Below are 19,054 nucleotides of genomic sequence, written 5' to 3'. Positions count from 1 at the left end.
GAGGCCCTCACGTAGATCGAATGTCCACGGACTCAGCGTCACAAGTTCACTTTTCTAACGAAGCCCCGGAATGGCAGGGGTGGGTCACTCCCCCGACCGCAACGCCGCCGCGGCGCCCACCGTGCCGACCACGGCGGAGATCAGCGACAGGGCAACGAGGATCAGGAAGGGCGTCGCGAAGGGAATCGTGCCGCCGAGAGCCGCATTCGCGGCCGAGACCCCGAAGATCAGGGTCGGGATCATGAAGGGCAGCACCAGGATCGCGAGGATCAGGCCGCCGCGCCGGAGCGAAGCGGTGAGCGCCGCCCCAACCGCGCCGATGAAGGTGAGCGCTGGCGTGCCGACGAGGAGCGTCGCCACCATGGCGAGCATGCCCTCCGGCGACAGGGCCACGAGCAGGCCGAAGAGCGGCGTGGCGAGGGCGAGCGGGAGGCCGGTGGTCAGCCAGTAGGCCGTGACCTTGGCGAGCACGATCAACTCGAGGGGGGCCGGCGAGAGGCGCAGGATGTCGAGGGAGCCGTCCTCCTGATCCGCCTGGAACAGGCGGTCGAGGCCGATGAGGGTCGCGAGCAGGGCGGCGATCCAAAGAATCGCCGGGCCGATGCGCGACAGGAGGTTGAGGTCGGGACCGAGCGCGAAGGGAATCAGCGTCACGATCATCAGGAAGAAGATGAGGCCCATTACGCCCGACCCGCCCACGCGGGCGGCGAGCTTCAGGTCCCGGACGAGGAGCGCGCGAAAGGAGCGGATCACGGGAGCGCCTCCCCGGCCCGGATCGCCGCGCGCTCGATGCGGATCTCCTTCGGCTCCGACAGGAACAGGGGCGAATGGGTGGTGGCGGCGATCATGCCGCCGGCCGAGCGGTGATTCTCCAGGAGCCGGCGCAGAATGTCCTGGGAGGCGGTGTCGAGGGCGGATGTGGGCTCGTCGAGGAGCCACAGGGGACGGTGCGCCACGAGAAGGCGGGCGAGCGCCACCCGGTGCCGCTGCCCCGCCGAGAGATAGCCCACCGGCAGCCGGGCCGCATGGGCGAGCCCCACCGCCTCCAGGGCCTCGGCGGCGGACAGGGCCGGGTCGCCGAGGAAATCGCGGGCGAAATCCAGGTTCTCCTGGGCCGTGAGGGCACTTTTGAGGGCGTCCCGGTGGCCGACATAGTGAAGGCATTCGGGCAGGCTGCGCTCCCCTGCCCCCTCCCAGAGGATCGTTCCGCCCGCGGGCGTGAGCCGTCCGGCCAGAAGCTCCAGCAGGGTCGACTTTCCGGCCCCGTTCCGGCCGGTGATGACAAGAGCCTCGCCGGAACCGAGGGTGAAGGACACGCCGTCGAAGATCCGGCGGCCGCCCCGCTCGCAGGCCAAATCGTTAACCCTCAGACGCAAACCCTGCCCCAAACCCTCAGACCCCTGCCCTCATTGCACCCCAGAATGGTTCTAAACCGTGTAGCGGGATGGTTGGAAATGATCTATAGCACCCCTGGCTGCGCCGCGCGCCAAGGCGTCCAATCCGCCTCGCGCGCTTTTCCCCTGTCCGGGCACCCCCGGAGCGGCGCGCGCATATCGCGCTTTCGGCCGAACAACCTGTTCGTAACCCAAATGCACGCGAGGATTCGCCGTGACGCTCAACAACAGCTTCAATGCCCGCCAGACCCTCCAGGTCGGCGATAAGACCTACACCTATTACTCCCTCGTCGAGGCCGAGAAGAACGGCCTGAAAGGCGCCTCGAAGCTGCCCTTCTCCATGAAGGTGCTGCTCGAGAACCTGCTCCGCTACGAGGACGGCCGCACGGTCACCAAGGCCGATATCGAAGCCGTGGCCGCCTGGGTCGATAACAGGGGCAAGGACGAGAAGGAAATCGCCTATCGCCCCGCCCGCGTCCTGATGCAGGACTTCACCGGCGTTCCGGCCGTGGTCGACCTCGCGGCCATGCGAGACGCCATGAAGAACCTCGGCGGCGACCCGCGCAAGATCAACCCGCTTGTTCCCGTCGACCTTGTGATCGACCACTCGGTGATCGTGGACGAGTTCGGCACGCCGAAGGCCTTCGATCGCAACGTTGAGCTCGAATACCAGCGCAACGGCGAGCGCTACCGCTTCCTCAAGTGGGGCCAGACCGCCTTCGAGAACTTCTCGGTGGTTCCCCCCGGCACCGGCATCTGCCACCAGGTCAACCTGGAATTCCTCTCGCAGACCGTCTGGACCCGCAAGGACACGGCGACCGGCGAGGAGATCGCCTATCCGGACACCCTGGTCGGCACCGATTCGCACACCACCATGGTGAACGGCCTCGCGGTTCTCGGCTGGGGCGTGGGCGGCATCGAGGCGGAGGCGGCCATGCTCGGCCAGCCGGTCTCCATGCTGATCCCGGAGGTCATCGGCTTCAAGCTCACCGGCAAGCTGAAGGAAGGCGTGACCGCCACCGACCTGGTGCTCACCGTCACCCAGATGCTGCGCAAGAAGGGCGTGGTCGGCAAGTTCGTGGAATTCTACGGCCCCGGCCTCAACGACATGTCGGTCGCCGACCGCTCCACCATCGGCAACATGGCGCCCGAATACGGCGCCACCTGCGGCTTCTTCCCCATCGATACGAAGACCATCGACTACCTGCGCACCACCAGCCGCACGGACGAGCGCGTCGCCCTCGTCGAGGCCTATGCCAAGGCGCAGGGCATGTGGCTCACGCCTGACATGGCCGACCCGGTCTTCACCGACAGCCTCGAGCTCGACCTCGGCGACGTGGTGCCCTCGCTGGCCGGCCCCAAGCGTCCGCAGGACCGCGTGACCCTCGACACCTCCAAGACCTCCTTCGTCGACGCCATGGAGAAGGAGTTCCGCAAGGCCGGCGAGATCGGCAAGCGCGTGAGCGTGGAGAACGCCAATTTCGATCTCGGCCACGGGGACGTGGTGATCGCCGCGATCACCTCCTGCACCAACACCTCGAACCCGAGCGTGATGATCGGCGCGGGCCTGCTCGCCCGCAATGCGGTGAAGAAGGGCCTCAAGTCCAAGCCGTGGGTGAAGACCTCGCTCGCGCCCGGATCGCAGATCGTCGAGGAATACTTCAAGAAGGCCGGCCTCCAGGAGAGCCTGGACGCGCTGGGCTTCAACCTCGTGGGCTTCGGCTGCACCACCTGCATCGGCAACTCGGGCCCGCTGCCGGAGAACGTCTCGAAGGCGATCAACGACAACGATCTCGTGGCCGTGTCGGTGCTCTCAGGCAACCGCAACTTCGAAGGCCGGGTGAATCCGGACGTGCGCGCGAACTACTTGGCCTCGCCGCCGCTGGTGGTGGCCTACGCCCTCGCCGGCTCCATGCTGGTGGACCTCACGAAGGATCCCCTCGGCACGGGCTCCGACGGTCAGCCGGTCTACCTGAAGGACATCTGGCCCTCCTCCACCGAGGTGCAGGACTTCATCGACCGCACGATCACGAGCGAGCTGTTCAAGAGCCGCTACTCCGACGTGTTCGCAGGCGACGAGAACTGGAAGAAGGTCACCTTCGAGCCGGGCCTCACCTACGAGTGGCCGACCGGGTCGACCTATGTGCAGAACCCGCCCTACTTCGAAGGCATGACCAAGGAGCCGCAGCCGGTCACGGACATCGTGAACGCCCGCATCCTCGGCCTCTTCCAGGACTCGATCACCACCGACCACATCTCGCCCGCGGGCAACATCCGCGCCGCGTCCCCGGCCGGTGAATACCTGCAGTCGCATCAGGTGCGCGTTGCCGACTTCAACCAGTACGGCACCCGTCGCGGCAACCACGAGGTCATGATGCGCGGCACCTTCGCCAATATCCGCATCAAGAACCAGATGGTGAGGGACGAGAACGGCCACGTGGTCGAAGGCGGCTACACCATCCACCAGCCGAGCGGAGAGCGGATGTACATCTACGACGCCGCCATGCGCTACAAGGCGGAGGGCGTTCCGCTGGTGGTCCTCGCCGGCAAGGAATACGGCACCGGCTCGTCCCGCGACTGGGCGGCCAAGGGCACCAGCCTGCTCGGCATCCGCGCCGTGATCGCCGAGAGCTTCGAGCGCATCCACCGCTCGAACCTGGTCGGCATGGGCGTGGCTCCCTTCGTGTTCGAACAGGGCACCTCCTGGGAGTCCCTCGGGCTCAAGGGCGACGAGACGATCACCATCAAGGGCCTGTCCGGCGATCTGAAGCCGCGCCAGCGCATGGAGATGGAGATCACCTCCGGCGACGGCTCCGTGAAGCGCGTTCCGGTGCTCTGCCGCATCGATACGCTCGAGGAAGTGGAGTACTTCCGCAACGGCGGCATCCTCCAATACGTGCTGCGCCAGCTCGCGGCGTAAGCCCGAAGGCCAAACCGCCCGCTCTTCGGATGAAGAGCGGGCGGTTTGTGTCTCGACTAAATGCCTGAGGCACGAGTCCTTAGCTGTGCTACTCGGTCAGTCTGTTGATCAGATATTTGTAGCGGTGAGCAAAGGCTGCTCCTCATTGAGAGAATATACTCTTAAGCCTTCCCAGGATTGACGAGCGCTGCTGCGTCCAATTCGACAAGCTGGAAAGCTCCCCTGCAAGAAGCACGTGCGAAACAGCACAACCGTCAATGGGATGAGCGAAGCGCCCGGATTGTGCCGCCTCCTCTATGGTGCCTCTTGCCTTCTCAATGTAGTCGACTGGGAAAAAGCCTGTTTTACGCATATCGTCATAATGCTCGAGGAATTCGTCCCGCAGCATGCGAAGCGCCTCCTTCTGCTGAAAGTTTCCGCCTTCGGCGGGTGTAGCTTCTGCCGCATAGACGCGCCCATTCCTTGACGCCGCTGGTTCTAAAACGAATCCTTTGGGCTGTATGTCTGACTTTCCATCAGCGCGGTACTGCTGGTACCCGCCATTTCCGATGATGAGGTTTTCCTCCTGAAAGCAAAGCCCATGCAAGTAACGCTGAGGTACCTCATCCAGGCATGAGAGGAGGAATACATCAGCCTTCACAGGATTGGCTTCGAAGGAATGCATCATGCGCCTTTACTGCTCGATCGACCGCTCTAGCAGTTTTGAGAGCCGGGACTCGCATAAGATGAGCTATGCTCATGATAATCCGGGAATGGTAAACCTTGAAATCATTCTGAATCTTTTGTTACTCCACAGAGGATTTCGATCTAAACTTCCTTTTGCAAGGTTCGCAGATTATTCCTCGGACTAAGAATTTCGTTCCAGTTGCCTGGTTTCTGAGACCCAGTCGGCTTCGGATCAGCCTTGAGGTCGTGAATACTCAAATCGCAAGAATATCGATTCCTTCACCTCCCTGAATAAGGTCTTCTGCCATCTTTTGTAACTATAAATCGAGTTGACCTCTTAGACCGGGTTTAAGCGACACCTGTTCGAAGGGGACTTTGCTCCTAGCGAGTACAGAGAAATTTGCGGCGTTTTGACCTGTGCCCCACTGTCCGTTGTTTGGCTTAAGAAACTCATGCTTTGCCGGCTTGGATCTTCGCGCACGTTAACGGCTCGTTAACCATGGCCCGGCGAAGCTCATTATCGTTGCATCTCAAGACATTGCCTCAAGCCATGAGCGACCTCCTCGTCAGCATCCGTCATGCCAAGCCCGATGACGCCTCAGCCCTGTCCAGGGTGTTCGACGCCGCCTGGCGCGAGGCCTATCTCGGCATCATTCCCGGCGTGACCCTGGACAAGATGTTCGCCCGTCGCAGCGAGCGCTGGTGGCGTTCCACCGTGACCCGAGGCCGGCCTCTCGTGGTGCTGGATATCGGACAGGGGATCGCGGGTTACGCGTCCTACGGCCGCTGCCGCGATCGCTCACTCCCGGCGGAAGGCGAGATCGACGAGATCTATCTCCTGCCGGAATACCAGGGGATCGGGCTCGGCCGGCGTCTGTTCAAGGCGGTGCTCAATGATCTGCGCCACAGCGACATGCGACAGGTGGCCGTGTGGGCCCTAGCCGAGAACCAGCGCGCCTGCGCCTTCTACGAGGGCCTCGGCGGACGCAGCATCGCCCGGGTCGAGGAGCGGATCGGCGGAACTCCTCTTGCCAAGGTCGCCTATCTCTTTCGGTAAAAACACGTTTTGGTTCTTGTTGCACGCGCCCAGTCCGGCTAGTGAAGCGCGAAAGCCTTAAGGGGCGCGCGCAAGGTTATGAAGCCTTGATCGCTCCACAGGGCTTCGTTTTGCTGCATGGATCGGTGGAAGCTCCTTCTTCACCGAAACCGGTGCCACAAGCCTTTTCCGGAGAACAGCTCTATGCGCCTTGACGCGATCCAGACTGGAAAGAACCCGCCTGAGGACGTGAACGTCGTCATCGAAGTGCCGATCGGCGGCGAGCCCATCAAGTACGAGATGGACAAGGAGTCGGGCGCTCTCGTCGTCGACCGCTTCCTCTATACCGCCATGCGGTATCCTGGAAATTACGGCTTCATCCCCCACACCCTGTCCGGCGACGGCGATCCCTGCGACGTGCTCATCGCCAATACCCGCGCCATCGTGCCCGGCGCCGTCATGAACGTGCGCCCCGTGGGCGTGCTCGTGATGGAGGACGACGGCGGCCAGGACGAGAAGATCATCGCGGTGCCGTCGAGCAAGCTGACCCAGCGCTACGACCGGGTGCAGAACTACACCGATCTTCCCGAGATCACCCTCAAGCAGATCGAGCACTTCTTCGAGCACTACAAGGATCTCGAGCCCGGCAAATGGGCGAAGATCATCCGCTGGGGCGACAAGGCCGAAGCCCATCGCCTGATCCAGGAAGCCGTCGAGCGCGCCAAGCAGAAATAGGCCGGCTCGAAGGAACGGTTGAGGAGCCCCCAGCCCCTGCGCCTTGAAAGCCCGGTTCTCACGAGCCGGGCTTTTATTTGAAGGTCGTCAGTAGATGACGAAATCCTTGTAGCTCAGGGACAGGTTCTTGCCGATCGTCGCGAACTGCACTGCCTTTGCACTGCCGGTGCCATCCGGATCGTAGAACAGGGCGCCGCCCGTCTTGTAGTAGATGATCCGGTCTTCCTTGTCCTTCACCCGATCACCGACCACGAACGCATCGGCCGACAGGGTTCCCTTGGCGATCTTGGAGAAGATCCCACGATACAGCTTGATCGTGTCCTCCGACCGGAAGTCTGCGATGTGATCGATGTTGGCGCTCGACAGCGACGCGTTGAACACGAATGTGTCCGAGCCGGTGCCGCCATACAGGGTGTCCCTGCCGGTGCCGCCGTAGAGCAAGTCGACGCCGTCGCCGCCGAAAAGGGTGTCGCTGCCGCTGCCGCCATAAAGCGTGTCGTTGCCGGTGGTGAGCAGTCCGGTTCCCTGGCTCCCGTCTCCACCGATAACGAAATCGTTGCCGGTGCCACCGTCGAGAAGGTCGTTCCCCTTGCGGCCGAAGACCTCGTCGTTCCCGCCTAGGCCGTAGACCCTGTCGCTGCCGTATTCGCCGATGGCCTGCTCGCCGGCATTCGTTCCGCGGCGAATGACCGGAGCGTCCTCGTATTCGTTGGTGATCGTGACGACCACGTCTCGCGTGGCGGTGCCGGTCATGGCGCCGTCGCTGAGGTTCATAATGCCGTCGCTCACCGTCACCTTGAGGACGTATTTGGCGGTCAGCTGGCCGTTGCTCAGGGTTTCGAAGTTCAGGAGGTTCTTGTCCTTGACGCGGATGGTCCTGCCGTCGGCATCAAGCTTAAAAAAGTTGTTGCTCGAATCGTCATCGTTGTCGACCAGGGTGAAGGTCAGCGCATCGCCATCGGCATCGGTGGCCGAGAGAACGCCGACGACCGTGTCATTGGCGCTGTTTTCCCGGATGCCGGTGCCGGAGAGGCCGACCGTGGTCGGAGCCGCGGAATTAGTGAGAGCGTAGGTCTTGTCGTCGGCTGTTCCATCCCCTTCGAGGAACTTCAGAAGACGAATCCCCTTGAGGCTGTCCTCGCCGCCCGCGCCGAGGACCGTGTCTTCGCCTTCGCCGCCCTCGACCGTATGCTTGACCGTATACGCGGTATCCTCGCTGCCTGTAGTCACCGAAATCAGATAATTGTTCCGCATGCCTGAGAAGACGGCCATGTCGTTGCCCTCGCCGCCTTCGAGGGTATCGTTGCCGTCGCCACCCTGGAGCGTATCGTTGCCCACGTCGCCGACGAGCTTGTCGATGCCGGTGCCGCCGAGGAGGCTGTCGTTGCCGATGCCGCCATTCAGAGTATCGTTGTCCGCGCCGCCGTCGAGGGTATCGTTGCCCAGGTCGCCCTCGAGCAGATCGTTGCCGCCGTGGCCGTTGAGGCTGTCGTTGCCGCTCAAGCCCAGGAGCTTGTTGTCACCCTGGCTGCCGTCGATGGTGTCGGAACCGCTGCCGCCGGTGACGTTCTCGATGCCCTTCAACAAGTCCCAGCCCGACCCGAAGGTATTCTGGGACACGTCGCTGGTCCTGAGGTCCACTTTGAGCGAGGTTGTCGTGGTCGAGTAGTTGGCCGTATCCTGGTCGCCGACGCCGCCATCCAGCGTGTCGTTGCCGGCGCCGCCTTCCAGGGTGTCGTTGCCCTCGCCGCCCTGGAGCATGTTGTCGGCGCTGCTGCCCTTGATCGAATCGGCGCCGGTGCCGCCGATGATGTTCTCGATGCTGAACAGGGTGTTGGAATCGTACCCCCCGCCGATCGCCTGCTGGCCCGTCTGCGACAGATCCACGGTGATGGCCCCCGTCGCGGCCGAATAATCGACCGTGTCGCTGCCCGCGCCGCCGTCGTAGAAGTCATTCCCCTTGCCGCCGACGAAGACCTCGGAGCCCGCGCCGCCATAGGCCTTGTCGTTGCCGTCGCCCAGCACGATCTTGCCGATGGTGGTGCCGCCGCTGCCGTCATAGACGTCGTCGCCGGCGCCGAGATCGATCGCGATTCCCTCAGCGCCCGTTGAGCGGATCAGCCCGGCATTGACCACCCTGTCGTTGGCGGAGCCACTCACGATGGCCTTTCCGGACGTGTTGATCGTGCCACTGTTCAGAACATCCAGCTTGCCGTTGCCGTCCATCTTGATGCCGGTGGCGCCGGTGACGGTGCCCTGGTTCGTGACGATGCCGTCGCCGCCATTAGCAAAGTAAATGCCGGCACCTGCCACGGCCGAGATGAAGCCGCCGCCGTTGAAGACCCTGTTCGCGCTGGTTGCGGTCCCGGCCGCCGCGAAGTTGATCGCGTCGTTCTCGGCCCGGACCGTCACGCCGGGAATGATGGTGATGTCCTGGATTCCGACGGCGTTGAGGGCGTTCTTGTCCGCGGTGCCGTTGCGGATGGTCACGCCGACGAACGCGGTGCCCTCCTGGAGGACCACACTGCCGTCGGCGGCATAGGTGGGAGGGTTGGCTGGATCGAAGTAATAGTCGGCCATGGGTCTTTTCCGAAAAGCGAGGAATGATGGCCGATTGATACGTTATGTCGTGGCAAACGAAAAGGGCCGAACGTGAACATTTCCGCCGCACCTGCAGAGGTGGGCAGCGGCTTCCGATGAAAAACCGGATTTCCAAGGTGAGAGCGGCAGCCCCTCAAATATCTGGAGCGTTACCAAAGCGTAAAGCCGCAGCTGCCCGGCGACCTTTCACCACGATCCGGACCAGGCAGCCTCTGCCCGGCTTAAAGCGCCTCGCCCCTCAGCAGGCGCGGCCCGGCGCCCCGCCTCAGGCCCGCCGCCTCGCCGATGAAGAAGCGTTTCAGGCCGGGCATGCGGTCGACCAGGCCGAGACCGAGATCCCGAATCAGCCGCGCGGGCAGCAGGTCGTTGGAGAACAGCCGGTTCAGGCCGTCCGTCACCATGCCCATGGCGGTGATGTCCGCCCTGCGCGCGCGCTCGTATTGCAGGAGCACGTCGGCGGCGCCCGGATCCTGGCCCAGCCGCATGGCGTCCGTGACGATTTCCGCCAGCGCCGCCGCGTCGTGCAGGCCGAGATTCAGGCCCTGGCCTGCTATCGGATGGATGAGATGGGCCGCGTCGCCCAGGAGCGCGAGGCGCTCGCCCACGAAGGAGCGCGCCACCCCGAAGGCCAGTGGATAGGCCTGCGGCTTGGTCTCGAAGGCAATCTTTCCGAGCTGCAGGCCGAACCGCTTCTCGAGTTCCGCCAGGAGATCCTCGGGCTGGGATTCGAGCAGCGCGGGCACGGTCTCGCTGCGCTCGGTCCATACGATGGAGGAGCGGTGCCGGACGGTGCCGTCGGGCCGGACATCGTCCTTCAGGGGCAGGATCGCGAAGGGACCTGCCGGCAGGAAGTGCTCCACCGCCCGGCCCTCGTGATCGCGCTCGTGCGCGATGGTGGCGACGATGCCCGACTGGTTGTACGGCCAGGTGATCCAGCCGATGCCCGCCTGCTCTCTCAGGCGTGAGCGCGCCCCGTCCGCGGCCACGAGGAGAGCGGCCGGAACCGTCTCGCCGCCGGTCAGCACGACGTCGTTCCGGGCGCCCTGCACGGTGAAGCCCTTCACGCCCTCGGGCCGCAGGCTCACGCCGCTGTCACGGCATGCCTCGAGCAGGAGCGCCGTCAGGTCGCCCGAGGTCACCATATGGGCGAAGGGCTCACCCTCCACCGCGCCCTCGAAAGTCAGGAACGTGGGCCGCACCGGGTCCTGCAGGCTGGAATCGGTGATCACCATGTCGAGGATCGGCTGAGCCCTGTCGGCCACCCTGTCCCAGAGGCCCAGGGCCTCGAACATCCGCCGCGCCGCAGCCGCAATTGCAAAGGAGCGCCGATCCCCGTGCGGATCGCGCGCGAGCGCCGGATCGCACATGACCACGTCGATCCCGTCGGCGAGCGCGCGCTTGAGGGCGAGCGACAGGGACAGGCCAGCGAGCCCGCCGCCTGCGATGACGATGCGCGACCGCTCCGTGCCCGCTGCTGCAGCCATGTGGTTCTCCTTAAGCTCTCGAAGCGTCCCGTCCGGGCGCACCGCTTCGCCTTTTGCGGCGTTCACTCTATTAGGTTGGGTGTCAGCGATCCATCGACCAGCGTCAAGCTTGACGTTCCCGCAAGGCTCGCCGATGGATGGGCTTTCCCGTTGAAGGATGATCGATTCATGTCCCGCGCCGTGACGGACCTTCTCTCCATTCTCGATCTCGAGCCGCTCGAGGTGAACCTGTTTCGCGGCCAGAGTCCGAAGAGCGGCTGGCAGCGGGTCTTCGGCGGGCAGGTGATCGGGCAGTCGCTGGTGGCCGCCACCCGCACGGTGGAGGGGCGCCATCCCCATTCGCTCCATTGCTACTTCATGCTGCCCGGCGACCCCAAGGTTCCGATCATCTACGAGGTCGACCGCATCCGCGACGGCAAGAGCTTCACGACCCGCCGGGTGGTGGCCACCCAGCACGGCCAGGCGATCTTCGCCATGTCGGCCTCGTTCCAGGTGGATGAGGGCGGCTTCGGGCACCAGGCCGAGATGCCGGACGTTCCGGGTCCGGACGAGCTCCCGTCCGAGGAGGAGGTGAAGGGCGGCCTGCTGCTCCAGATGCCCGAGCCCATGCGCACCTATTACGAGCGCGAGCGTCCCCTGGAAATCCGCCCGGTGGAGATCAAGCGCTACACCTCCCGCGCGCCCGGCGAGCCACGGTTCCACGTCTGGATCAAGACGACCGGCCGGCTCCCGGACGACCCGGCCATCCACCAATGCGTCCTCGCCTATGCCTCGGACATGACGCTCCTGGACACCTCCCTCATCCCGCATGGCCGGACGGTGTTCGATCCCACGGTCCAGGCGGCGAGCCTCGACCATGCCATGTGGTTTCACCGGCCCTTCCGGGCCGACGAATGGCTGCTCTACGCCCAGGACACCCCCAACGCCTCGGGCGCGCGCGGCTTTTCCCGCGGTCTGATCTTCAAACAGGACGGCACCCTCGTGGCTTCGGTCGCCCAGGAAGGGCTGATCCGCGACCGCTCCGCCTGACAGCAGCCCCCTCCTGGCCGTTCCCAATCCGATCCAGGGATCATCGGGTCAGGACAAGCGCAACGCCTCACCGCATCGGGATCACCGGCACGAAACCGGTGATGTCGTGAGAGCGTCCTGTCCCCGAGGCACGCGCCTTTTCAGAGCGCTCCTCGGAACATCTGCCTCATAATTAGACAATAAGGTCGATTTCTAGCCATTCCAGACCTGCCTAGGAAAGAGGCAGGCCCGCTCCTCCCTGCCGAAGCGGCTTGGCACGATCGTTGCATACCTCCCTCCGACACCCGCCCTGGGCGGCGGGTTCGTGTGGAAATCGCTGCCCGAGCATTCGGGCCAGCATCTCAAAGGGGGCAACCCATGAAAATCGTGATGGCGGTCATCAAGCCGTTCAAGCTGGAGGAGGTGCGCGACGCGCTCACGGCGCTCGGCGTGCACGGGCTCACGGTGACCGAGGTGAAGGGATACGGACGGCAGAAAGGCCATACGGAGATCTACCGTGGCGCCGAATATGCCGTGAGCTTCCTGCCGAAGCTCAAGATCGAGGTGGCGGTCGCATCCGACCTCGTGCCGCAGGTGATCGACGCGATCACCGCCGCGGCGCGCACGGGCCAGATCGGCGACGGCAAGATCTTCGTCACGTCGCTCGAGAAAGCGGTCCGCATCCGCACGGGCGAGACCGATTCCGACGCTCTTTGATGTCCTTCTCCTTTTACGTTCTCCGGAGTTTGAATCCGATGAAGTTCCGTCATCTTCTTCTGCCCGCGCTCGGTGCGCTGGGCTTAACCCTCGCCGCCATCGATCCCGCTCTCGCGCAGGATGCCGCTGCTCCCGTGGCCGATGCGGCCGCCGCCCCCACGGTCAACAAGGGCGACACCGCCTGGATGCTCGTGTCCACGCTCCTCGTCATCCTCATGACGATCCCGGGCCTCGCGCTGTTCTACGGCGGCCTCGTGCGCACCAAGAACATGCTGTCCGTGCTCATGCAGGTCTTCGCGGTGTTCAGCCTCGTGTCGATCCTGTGGGTGTTCTACGGCTACTCGCTCGCCTTCACGTCCGGCGGCGAGGGAACGCTCGGCGCCATCATCGGTGGCTTCTCCAAGGCCTTCCTGGCCGGCGTGACGACGGATTCCACCGCCGACACCTTCACCAAGGGCGTCGCCATCCCGGAACTCACCTTCGTGGCGTTCCAGCTCACCTTCGCGTGCATCACCCCTGCCCTGATCGTCGGCGCCTTCGCCGAGCGCATCAAGTTCTCGGCCGTGATGCTGTTCACGGGCCTGTGGGTGACCTTCGTGTACCTGCCGATCGCCCACATGGTGTGGTTCTCGGAAGGCTACCTCTTCGGCCTCGGCGCCCTCGACTTCGCGGGCGGCACAGTGGTGCACATCAACTCGGGCGTGGCCGGCCTCGTCGGCGCGCTCCTCATCGGCAAGCGCATCGGCTACGGCCGCGACCTGATGGCGCCGCACTCGCTCACCCTCACCTTCGTGGGCGCCTGCCTTCTGTGGGTCGGCTGGTTCGGCTTCAACGCCGGCTCCAACCTGGAGGCCACCGGCGGTGCCGCTCTCGCGCTCCTCAACACCATCGTGGCTCCCGCCGCTGCGGGCCTCGCCTGGATGACCGTCGAGGCCATGGGCAAGGGCAAGGCCTCACTGCTGGGCATCGCCTCGGGCGCGGTCGCAGGCCTCGTGGCCATCACGCCGGCCGCCGGCCTTGCCGGTCCGATGGGCTCCATCGTTCTGGGCCTCGTGGCCGGCGCGGTCTGCTACTTCGCGGTGACGGGCGTGAAGAACGCTCTCGGCTACGACGACGCTCTCGACGTCTTCGGCATCCACGGCGTGGGCGGCATCATCGGCGCCATCGGCACCGGCATCGTGGCGGCTCCGTCCCTGGGCGGCTACGGCGTCGGCGAGTACAGCATCGGCGGTCAGGTCTGGACGCAGATCATCGCGGTGGTCATCACCCTGGTCTGGACCGGCATCGGCTCCGTGGTGCTCTACAAGATCGTCGATATGATCGTCGGCCTGCGCGTCACGCAGGACCAGGAGCGCGAAGGCCTCGACCTCGCCGACCATGGCGAGCGCGCCTACAATTACTAAGACGGAACACCCCGCATCGCGCGACAGGCGCGATGCGGCAACGAAGCCTTCCAGAGGCTCGATGAGAAAAGCCCCGGTCGAAAGACCGGGGCTTTTTCATGAAAGGGATCGCCTTTCCTTCCTTCGCTATCCCCGGCCTTGTGCCGGGAATCCACGTCTTGATGGCTCTCGCGGTTCTGCAGGCGTGGATGGCCGGACCAAGTCCGGCCATGACGGTGAGAAGAACATCACCCGTTCTTGATCAGCTGCTTCAGCTTCGAGCGCCTGATCTCGGCGGTTTCCTGAAAGTTCGACGTGCCGTAGAAATCGCCCTTGCCGTCCATGAGGAAGATCGTGGCGGAGTGATCCATGGTGTAGCCGGAATCGGTGGGTACCTTGCGGTAGTAGATCTTGTAGGCCTTCGCGACCGCGGCGATCTCCTCCGCCGTTCCGGTCAGCCCCACGATGCGCGGATCGAAGGACGAGAGGTAGGTCTTCATCAGGTCCGGCGTGTCCTGCTCGGGATCGACGGTGATGAAGGCGACCCGCAGCTTGTCCGCGTCGGACCCGAGCGACGCCAGATCCTGCGTGAGATCGTAGAGCGTGGTCGGGCAGACCTCCGGGCAATGGGTGAAGCCGAAGAACACCGCGAAGGGCTTGCCCTTCAGATCCGCGTCCGTGAACGGCCTGCCCTCGTGCGAGGTCAGGCGGAACGGCCCGCCGATCGGCACGCGCGAGGCGTTCTGCTGCTGTTGCGGCTGCAGGATGAATAGGGCGGTGGCGACAAGGACGCCGAGACCGGCGAGGAACACCGCGAGCGGGATGAGAAGAGAGCGCCTGAAGGCCATTGATCATACTCCCTGTCAGTGCTTGTGTTCGTCCGCGGCCGGCAACGCACCCGAACCGGCCCCCATGCCGCGCACGGTATAGTCCACCTCCACCGGTCCCGCCTTTTCGAAGACCAGGGTTCCCTTTACGGTCTGGCCTTCCTTCAGGGGCTCCTTCAGGTCCATGAACATGAGGTGATGGCCGCCGGGCTTGAGGTCAACGGTGGCGCCGGGCTTGATCTCGAGCCCGCCCTGAACCGGCTTCATGCGCATGATGTCGCCGTCCATCGCCATTTCATGCACCTCGACGCGCGATGCGCCCGGGAAGGAGCCGCCGACCAGGCGGTCCGCCTCGGACCCGGTGTTGGTGATGCGCACGTAACCGCCGCCCACCTTCGCGCCGCCCGGCGTCGCGCGCGACCAGGGCTGATCGATGGTGAGCGCTCCGACCTTCCGGGCCACAGGCGAGGCGTTCGCGGCCGCCACGATCTTCACGCCCGGCGCGGGCGAAGCGAGCCGATGGGGATCCTCCCCGGCTGCGGGCACCTGCACCCATTCCGCGATGCCCTTCTCGCATTCCTGCACCACCGGGAAATAGACCGTGGCGCCCGGCTGATAGGCGTCGGTGAAGCGCGCCTGGAACACGAACTCGTCGTAGAAGGCGTCGTCGAGCGAACCCGACCAGATGATGTCGGTCACGCCTTCCGAGATGGTTTCGCCGTGCACCTGGTAGGCGCGCACGTAAGCGCCCTTGCTCGTCTCGAGCTTCCATCCGGCTTTCGGCATGGGCTTGACCGCCACGATGCCCTCGGGAATGCGCACGCGCAGCTTCAGGGTCGGCTGGCCGTCGCAGCCGTGGGGAATGCGCAGGACGGCTTTGAACGTGGAATTCGGTGTGGTCTGCGCTGTCTCGAAGGTGACATGGGCGAGAGCGGGCGTGGACAGGACGGACAGAGCGGCGGCCACGAATGCGCCGCGCGAGCGAAATAGCGTCATGGAACGATTCCTGTTTCAGATTCGGTGATCGGCGAGGATGAAGATCAGCCGAGGCGCGGCGGCGCGCGCGATCCTACAGGAAGGACGTTGGAGAAATGGCGCGTGTGGTGCGAATCGGCCGGCGCGCGCGGTTCGAGGATGACGGGCGCAAGCCGCCCGGCCAGGACGAGCGCCGGAGCGGGACCGGCCGCTCCCCCGCCGTGGCAGCTCAAGGTGCAGCACAGCCCGTCGTGGCTCCCGGTCGGACCTTTGGCCGGATCTTGGCTGGGCTGGGTCTGGCCGTCCTGGAGGCAGAGGATCCCCTGCGCTTCGGCGAGTTGTCCCGCATGGGCGGCGCCGCCGAGCGAGACGAGCACCGTCTGCAGCACCAGCGCATAGGCCATCAGCGCCGTCAGAACGGCGCGCCGGAAGGGGGTGATGGAGGCCATGCGCATCATGGCCAGGACACTGGTCCGTCCGGCCCCGCGCGTCAACAGCGCAAAAAGCCCCGGCATCGGCGTGACGGGCGAACGCCGCCTCGTGAAAACACACTAAGCCTCTCCTGGCTGCTGGTGACGCGGACATCCGGAGTAGCTCCTTGGCCCGCCGCGCAGGGTTAATGGACCCTTAACCCGCTGCCCCTAAGCTCCCGGAACGTCTGTCCCGTTTGTCCGATTTACCAGAGTGGTTTGATGCGTTCGGCCCGCCGTTCTTCCCCTTCCGCCTACGACGGTCTCTTCAGCGGCCTGCGGACGTTCCTCGCCCGCCGGACGCAGGAACTGACGGGCCTGTGCCTCGTCGCCGCGGCCGGCGCGGTGGCCGTGGCCCTCTCCACCTGGTCGGTGGACGATCCGAGCCTCAACAACGCCACCGATCTTCCTGTTCACAACCTGCTGGGCTGGCCCGGCGCCATCGTGGCCGACCTGCTGATGCAGCTTCTCGGCCTCGGCGCCATCGCGGCCGTCCTGCCGCTGGCGCTCTGGGGCTGGCGCCTGATGAAATCGGGCGAGCTCGGCCGCCTGCAGCTGCGGTTCGCCCTCTGGGTCATCGGCACGGGCGCCGCCACGGCCATGGCGAGCGCCATGCCGGCCACCGATCGCTGGCCCCTGCCGACGGGCCTCGGCGGTGTGACCGGCGACGCGGTTCTGACCGGCGCGAAGGCGATCACGGGCCTGTCGAGCGGCTCGGCCAGCGCGGTTCTCGGCTTCCTGTTCGCCGCCGTTGCAATCCTGAGCCTCACAGCCGCCTGCGGTCTCAGCCCCAACGAGCCGCATCCTTACGAGGCGGACGAGGAGGAGGCTCCCCGTCCCGTGCGCCGCCGCCAGATCGCCGATCTGGACGAGGCCGAAGAGACCAGCCATGACGAGCCGGGCTGGGGCATCGTGTCCCTCGGCGCGCTCGCTCACGGCGTCATGAGCCTGCGCGCCGCCGCGCGCCGCTGGCGCGAGGGACGCCGCGCCCCCGACGAGGACGAGGACTTCGAGCCCGCTCCGCAGCCCCGCCGCAGCGGCGCCGTGCGGCGCGAGCCCATGCTCGATGCCCCGCCGGCCCGCGGCCTGCGGACAGGCGCTACGCTCGCCGACGAGGACGACGACGAGGCTTACGAGGACGGGCCCGTGACGCAGCCCGTTCCCCGCGCCGCCCTGCGGCCGGAGCCGGCCTCGGCTCGCGTCGCGCCGGCTCCGGGCGCACCGAAACCCGGCCGGCGCATGGCGCGCGAGGCACAGCCCTCGCTCTTGGACGACAGCAATTATCAGCTGCCGCAACTGAACCTGCTCGCGGAGCCCAAGAAGTCGTCGGCCCCGCTGATCTCGGCGGAAGCGCTGGAGCAGAACGCCAACCTACTCGAAAGCACCCTGGAGGATTTCGGCGTGCGCGGGGCGATCACGAAGGTCAGCCCCGGCCCTGTCGTGACGCTGTACGAGCTTGAGCCTGCGCCCGGAACGAAATCATCGCGGGTGATCTCGCTCGCCGACGACATTGCCCGCTCCATGAGCGCGGTCTCGGCCCGCGTGGCCGTGGTGCAAGGCCGCAACGCCATCGGCATCGAGCTGCCCAACCACAAGCGCGAGACCGTGTACCTGCGGGAGCTCCTCGCCTCCCAGGACTTCGAGACCACCAAGCAGAAGCTCGCCCTGTGCCTGGGCAAGACCATCGGGGGCGAGCCCGTGATCGCGGACCTCGCCCGCATGCCGCACTTGCTTGTCGCGGGCACCACCGGCTCGGGCAAGTCGGTGGCGATCAACACCATGATCCTGTCGCTGGTCTACCGGCTCACCCCGGCCGAGTGCCGCCTGATCATGGTGGACCCGAAGATGCTGGAGCTCTCCGTCTATGACGGCATTCCCCATCTGCTCACGCCGGTCGTCACCGACCCCAAGAAGGCGGTCGTGGCGCTCAAGTGGGCGGTGCGCGAGATGGAGGACCGCTACCGGAAGATGTCGAAGCTCGGCGTGCGCAACATCGACGGCTTCAATGCTCGCGTGTCGGAAGCCAAGGCCCGCGGCGAGACCATCACCCGCACAGTGCAGACCGGCTTCGACCGCGAGACCGGCGAGGCGATCTACGAGGACGAGGTGATGGACCTCGAGCCTCTGCCTTACATCGTGGTGATCGTGGACGAGATGGCCGACCTGATGATGGTGGCCGGCAAGGAGATCGAGGGCGCGATCCAGCGCCTGGCCCAGATGGCGCGCGCGGCCGGCATCCACGTGATCCTGGCGACGCAGCGCCCGTCGGTCGACGTGATCACCGGCACCATCAAGGCGAACTTCCCGACCCGGATCTCGTTCCAGGTGACCTCCAAGATCGACAGCCGCACCATCCTGGGCGAGATGGGCGCCGAGCAGCTCCTGGGCCAGGGCGACATGCTCTACATGGCCGGCGGCGGGCGCATCACCCGCGTGCACGGACCCTTCTGCTCCGACGAGGAGGTGGAGCACGTGGTGGCGCATCTGAAGCGCCAGGGCCGCCCGCAATATCTGGAGGCGGTCACCGCCGAGGAGGACGAGGGCGGCGGGGCCGACGCGGCGGTCTTCGACCAGGGCGAGTTCGGCTCGCCGGGCGGGGAGCTGTACGATCAGGCCGTGGCGGTGGTCCTGCGCGACAAGAAGGCCTCGACGAGCTACATCCAGCGCCGCCTGCAGATCGGCTACAACCGCGCCGCCTCGCTCATGGAACGGATGGAGCAGGAGGGGATCGTCGGACCCGCGAACCACGCCGGAAAACGCGAGATCCTGCTCGAAAGCCCGCACAGGGGAGAAGATTAGCCTATTCGGGCGGAACCTTGGCCGGGGCCCTGCGTCATTC

At 65.4% G+C, this 19,054-nt stretch carries 15 protein-coding genes; 7 read left to right on the top strand and 8 right to left on the bottom strand.

Annotation, left to right across the window (positions count from 1 at the left end; translation table 11 throughout):
• Window positions 1-84 precede the first annotated feature (84 nt).
• Together ccmB and ccmA are read right to left on the bottom strand one after the other, a co-directional pair.
• Window positions 85-753, bottom strand: a complete 669-nt coding sequence (gene ccmB, locus E4K09_RS27865) for a heme exporter protein CcmB (RefSeq protein ID WP_134500849.1) — start codon at window positions 751-753, stop codon at window positions 85-87.
• The gene (ccmA, locus tag E4K09_RS27860) at window positions 750-1,376 is read right to left on the bottom strand and encodes a heme ABC exporter ATP-binding protein CcmA (RefSeq protein WP_134500848.1); all 627 of its coding nucleotides are present in this window, start codon (window positions 1,374-1,376) and stop codon (window positions 750-752) included. The genes ccmB and ccmA overlap by 4 nt, the downstream gene beginning before the upstream one ends.
• 232 nt (window positions 1,377-1,608) lie before the next feature.
• On the opposite strand from ccmA, the gene acnA reads away from it, so the two are divergent.
• On the top strand, window positions 1,609-4,314 hold the full coding sequence (gene acnA / locus E4K09_RS27855) for an aconitate hydratase AcnA (RefSeq protein ID WP_134500847.1): 2,706 nt from the start codon (window positions 1,609-1,611) through the stop codon (window positions 4,312-4,314).
• Window positions 4,315-4,456: 142 nt separating this feature from the next.
• Here the strand turns inward: acnA and E4K09_RS27850 are convergent, their stop codons facing one another.
• Complete coding sequence (locus tag E4K09_RS27850; RefSeq protein ID WP_134500846.1) at window positions 4,457-4,981, bottom strand: hypothetical protein; 525 nt, start codon at window positions 4,979-4,981, stop codon at window positions 4,457-4,459.
• A 549-nt stretch (window positions 4,982-5,530) separates the two neighbouring features.
• Between E4K09_RS27850 and E4K09_RS27845 the strand changes: the two genes are divergently transcribed.
• Complete coding sequence (locus E4K09_RS27845) at window positions 5,531-6,037, top strand: GNAT family N-acetyltransferase (RefSeq protein ID WP_134500845.1); 507 nt, start codon at window positions 5,531-5,533, stop codon at window positions 6,035-6,037.
• A gap of 183 nt (window positions 6,038-6,220) precedes the next feature.
• Window positions 6,221-6,751 (top strand): inorganic diphosphatase, encoded by a 531-nt coding sequence (ppa, locus tag E4K09_RS27840; RefSeq protein WP_134500844.1) that lies wholly within the window; start codon window positions 6,221-6,223, stop codon window positions 6,749-6,751.
• 87 nt (window positions 6,752-6,838) lie between these two features.
• Here ppa and E4K09_RS27835 read toward each other — a convergent pair whose 3' ends face one another.
• Both E4K09_RS27835 and E4K09_RS27830 read right to left on the bottom strand, forming a co-directional pair.
• Window positions 6,839-9,331 (bottom strand): calcium-binding protein, encoded by a 2,493-nt coding sequence (locus E4K09_RS27835; protein ID WP_134500843.1) that lies wholly within the window; start codon window positions 9,329-9,331, stop codon window positions 6,839-6,841.
• Between the two features lie 242 nt (window positions 9,332-9,573).
• Window positions 9,574-10,836, bottom strand: coding sequence for a ubiquinone biosynthesis hydroxylase (locus E4K09_RS27830; protein WP_134500842.1), 1,263 nt, complete (start codon window positions 10,834-10,836; stop codon window positions 9,574-9,576).
• 168 nt (window positions 10,837-11,004) lie between these two features.
• On the opposite strand from E4K09_RS27830, the gene tesB reads away from it, so the two are divergent.
• From tesB to E4K09_RS27815, 3 genes are all read left to right on the top strand, one after another.
• Window positions 11,005-11,865 (top strand): acyl-CoA thioesterase II, encoded by an 861-nt coding sequence (gene tesB / locus E4K09_RS27825; RefSeq protein WP_134500841.1) that lies wholly within the window; start codon window positions 11,005-11,007, stop codon window positions 11,863-11,865.
• Window positions 11,866-12,222: 357 nt separating this feature from the next.
• Window positions 12,223-12,561, top strand: coding sequence for a P-II family nitrogen regulator (locus E4K09_RS27820; protein ID WP_134500840.1), 339 nt, complete (start codon window positions 12,223-12,225; stop codon window positions 12,559-12,561).
• Window positions 12,562-12,599: 38 nt separating this feature from the next.
• Window positions 12,600-13,964, top strand: coding sequence for an ammonium transporter (locus E4K09_RS27815; protein WP_134500839.1), 1,365 nt, complete (start codon window positions 12,600-12,602; stop codon window positions 13,962-13,964).
• A 227-nt stretch (window positions 13,965-14,191) separates the two neighbouring features.
• On the opposite strand, the gene E4K09_RS27810 is transcribed toward E4K09_RS27815, so the two are convergent.
• From E4K09_RS27810 to E4K09_RS27800, 3 genes are read right to left on the bottom strand one after another with little or no spacing between them, the layout of a single operon-like run.
• Window positions 14,192-14,791, bottom strand: a complete 600-nt coding sequence (locus E4K09_RS27810; RefSeq protein ID WP_134500838.1) for an SCO family protein — start codon at window positions 14,789-14,791, stop codon at window positions 14,192-14,194.
• Between the two features lie 15 nt (window positions 14,792-14,806).
• Window positions 14,807-15,766: a DUF1775 domain-containing protein gene (locus E4K09_RS27805; RefSeq protein WP_134500837.1), complete on the bottom strand. Its 960-nt coding sequence runs from the start codon at window positions 15,764-15,766 to the stop codon at window positions 14,807-14,809.
• Between the two features lie 44 nt (window positions 15,767-15,810).
• Window positions 15,811-16,194 (bottom strand): DUF2946 family protein, encoded by a 384-nt coding sequence (locus E4K09_RS27800; protein WP_134500836.1) that lies wholly within the window; start codon window positions 16,192-16,194, stop codon window positions 15,811-15,813.
• A gap of 243 nt (window positions 16,195-16,437) precedes the next feature.
• On the opposite strand from E4K09_RS27800, the gene E4K09_RS27795 reads away from it, so the two are divergent.
• A complete protein-coding gene (locus E4K09_RS27795) occupies window positions 16,438-19,014 on the top strand; it encodes a DNA translocase FtsK (RefSeq protein ID WP_134500835.1) in 2,577 nt (858 codons plus the stop codon).
• The last annotated feature ends 40 nt before the right edge of the window (window positions 19,015-19,054 follow it).

It is taken from the genome of Microvirga pakistanensis (genome assembly GCF_004458765.1).
Lineage (GTDB): Bacteria > Pseudomonadota > Alphaproteobacteria > Rhizobiales > Beijerinckiaceae > Microvirga > Microvirga pakistanensis.
This window is presented reverse-complemented; position numbering and strand designations above follow the sequence as displayed.

Excerpts from the sequence above, each read along its gene's own strand:
- tesB (WP_134500841.1), top strand. The coding sequence starts at position 11,005 with ATGTCCCGCGCCGTGACGGACCTTCTCTCCATTCTCGATCTCGAGCCG.
- E4K09_RS27820 (WP_134500840.1), top strand. The coding sequence starts at position 12,223 with ATGAAAATCGTGATGGCGGTCATCAAGCCGTTCAAGCTGGAGGAGGTG.
- ppa (WP_134500844.1), top strand. The coding sequence starts at position 6,221 with ATGCGCCTTGACGCGATCCAGACTGGAAAGAACCCGCCTGAGGACGTG.
- E4K09_RS27850 (WP_134500846.1), bottom strand. The coding sequence starts at position 4,981 with ATGATGCATTCCTTCGAAGCCAATCCTGTGAAGGCTGATGTATTCCTC.
- E4K09_RS27800 (WP_134500836.1), bottom strand. The coding sequence starts at position 16,194 with ATGGCCTCCATCACCCCCTTCCGGCGCGCCGTTCTGACGGCGCTGATG.
- E4K09_RS27830 (WP_134500842.1), bottom strand. The coding sequence starts at position 10,836 with ATGGCTGCAGCAGCGGGCACGGAGCGGTCGCGCATCGTCATCGCAGGC.
- E4K09_RS27805 (WP_134500837.1), bottom strand. The coding sequence starts at position 15,766 with ATGACGCTATTTCGCTCGCGCGGCGCATTCGTGGCCGCCGCTCTGTCC.
- E4K09_RS27845 (WP_134500845.1), top strand. The coding sequence starts at position 5,531 with ATGAGCGACCTCCTCGTCAGCATCCGTCATGCCAAGCCCGATGACGCC.
- E4K09_RS27810 (WP_134500838.1), bottom strand. The coding sequence starts at position 14,791 with ATGGCCTTCAGGCGCTCTCTTCTCATCCCGCTCGCGGTGTTCCTCGCC.
- E4K09_RS27815 (WP_134500839.1), top strand. The coding sequence starts at position 12,600 with ATGAAGTTCCGTCATCTTCTTCTGCCCGCGCTCGGTGCGCTGGGCTTA.
- E4K09_RS27795 (WP_134500835.1), top strand. The coding sequence starts at position 16,438 with ATGCGTTCGGCCCGCCGTTCTTCCCCTTCCGCCTACGACGGTCTCTTC.
- E4K09_RS27835 (WP_134500843.1), bottom strand. The coding sequence starts at position 9,331 with ATGGCCGACTATTACTTCGATCCAGCCAACCCTCCCACCTATGCCGCC.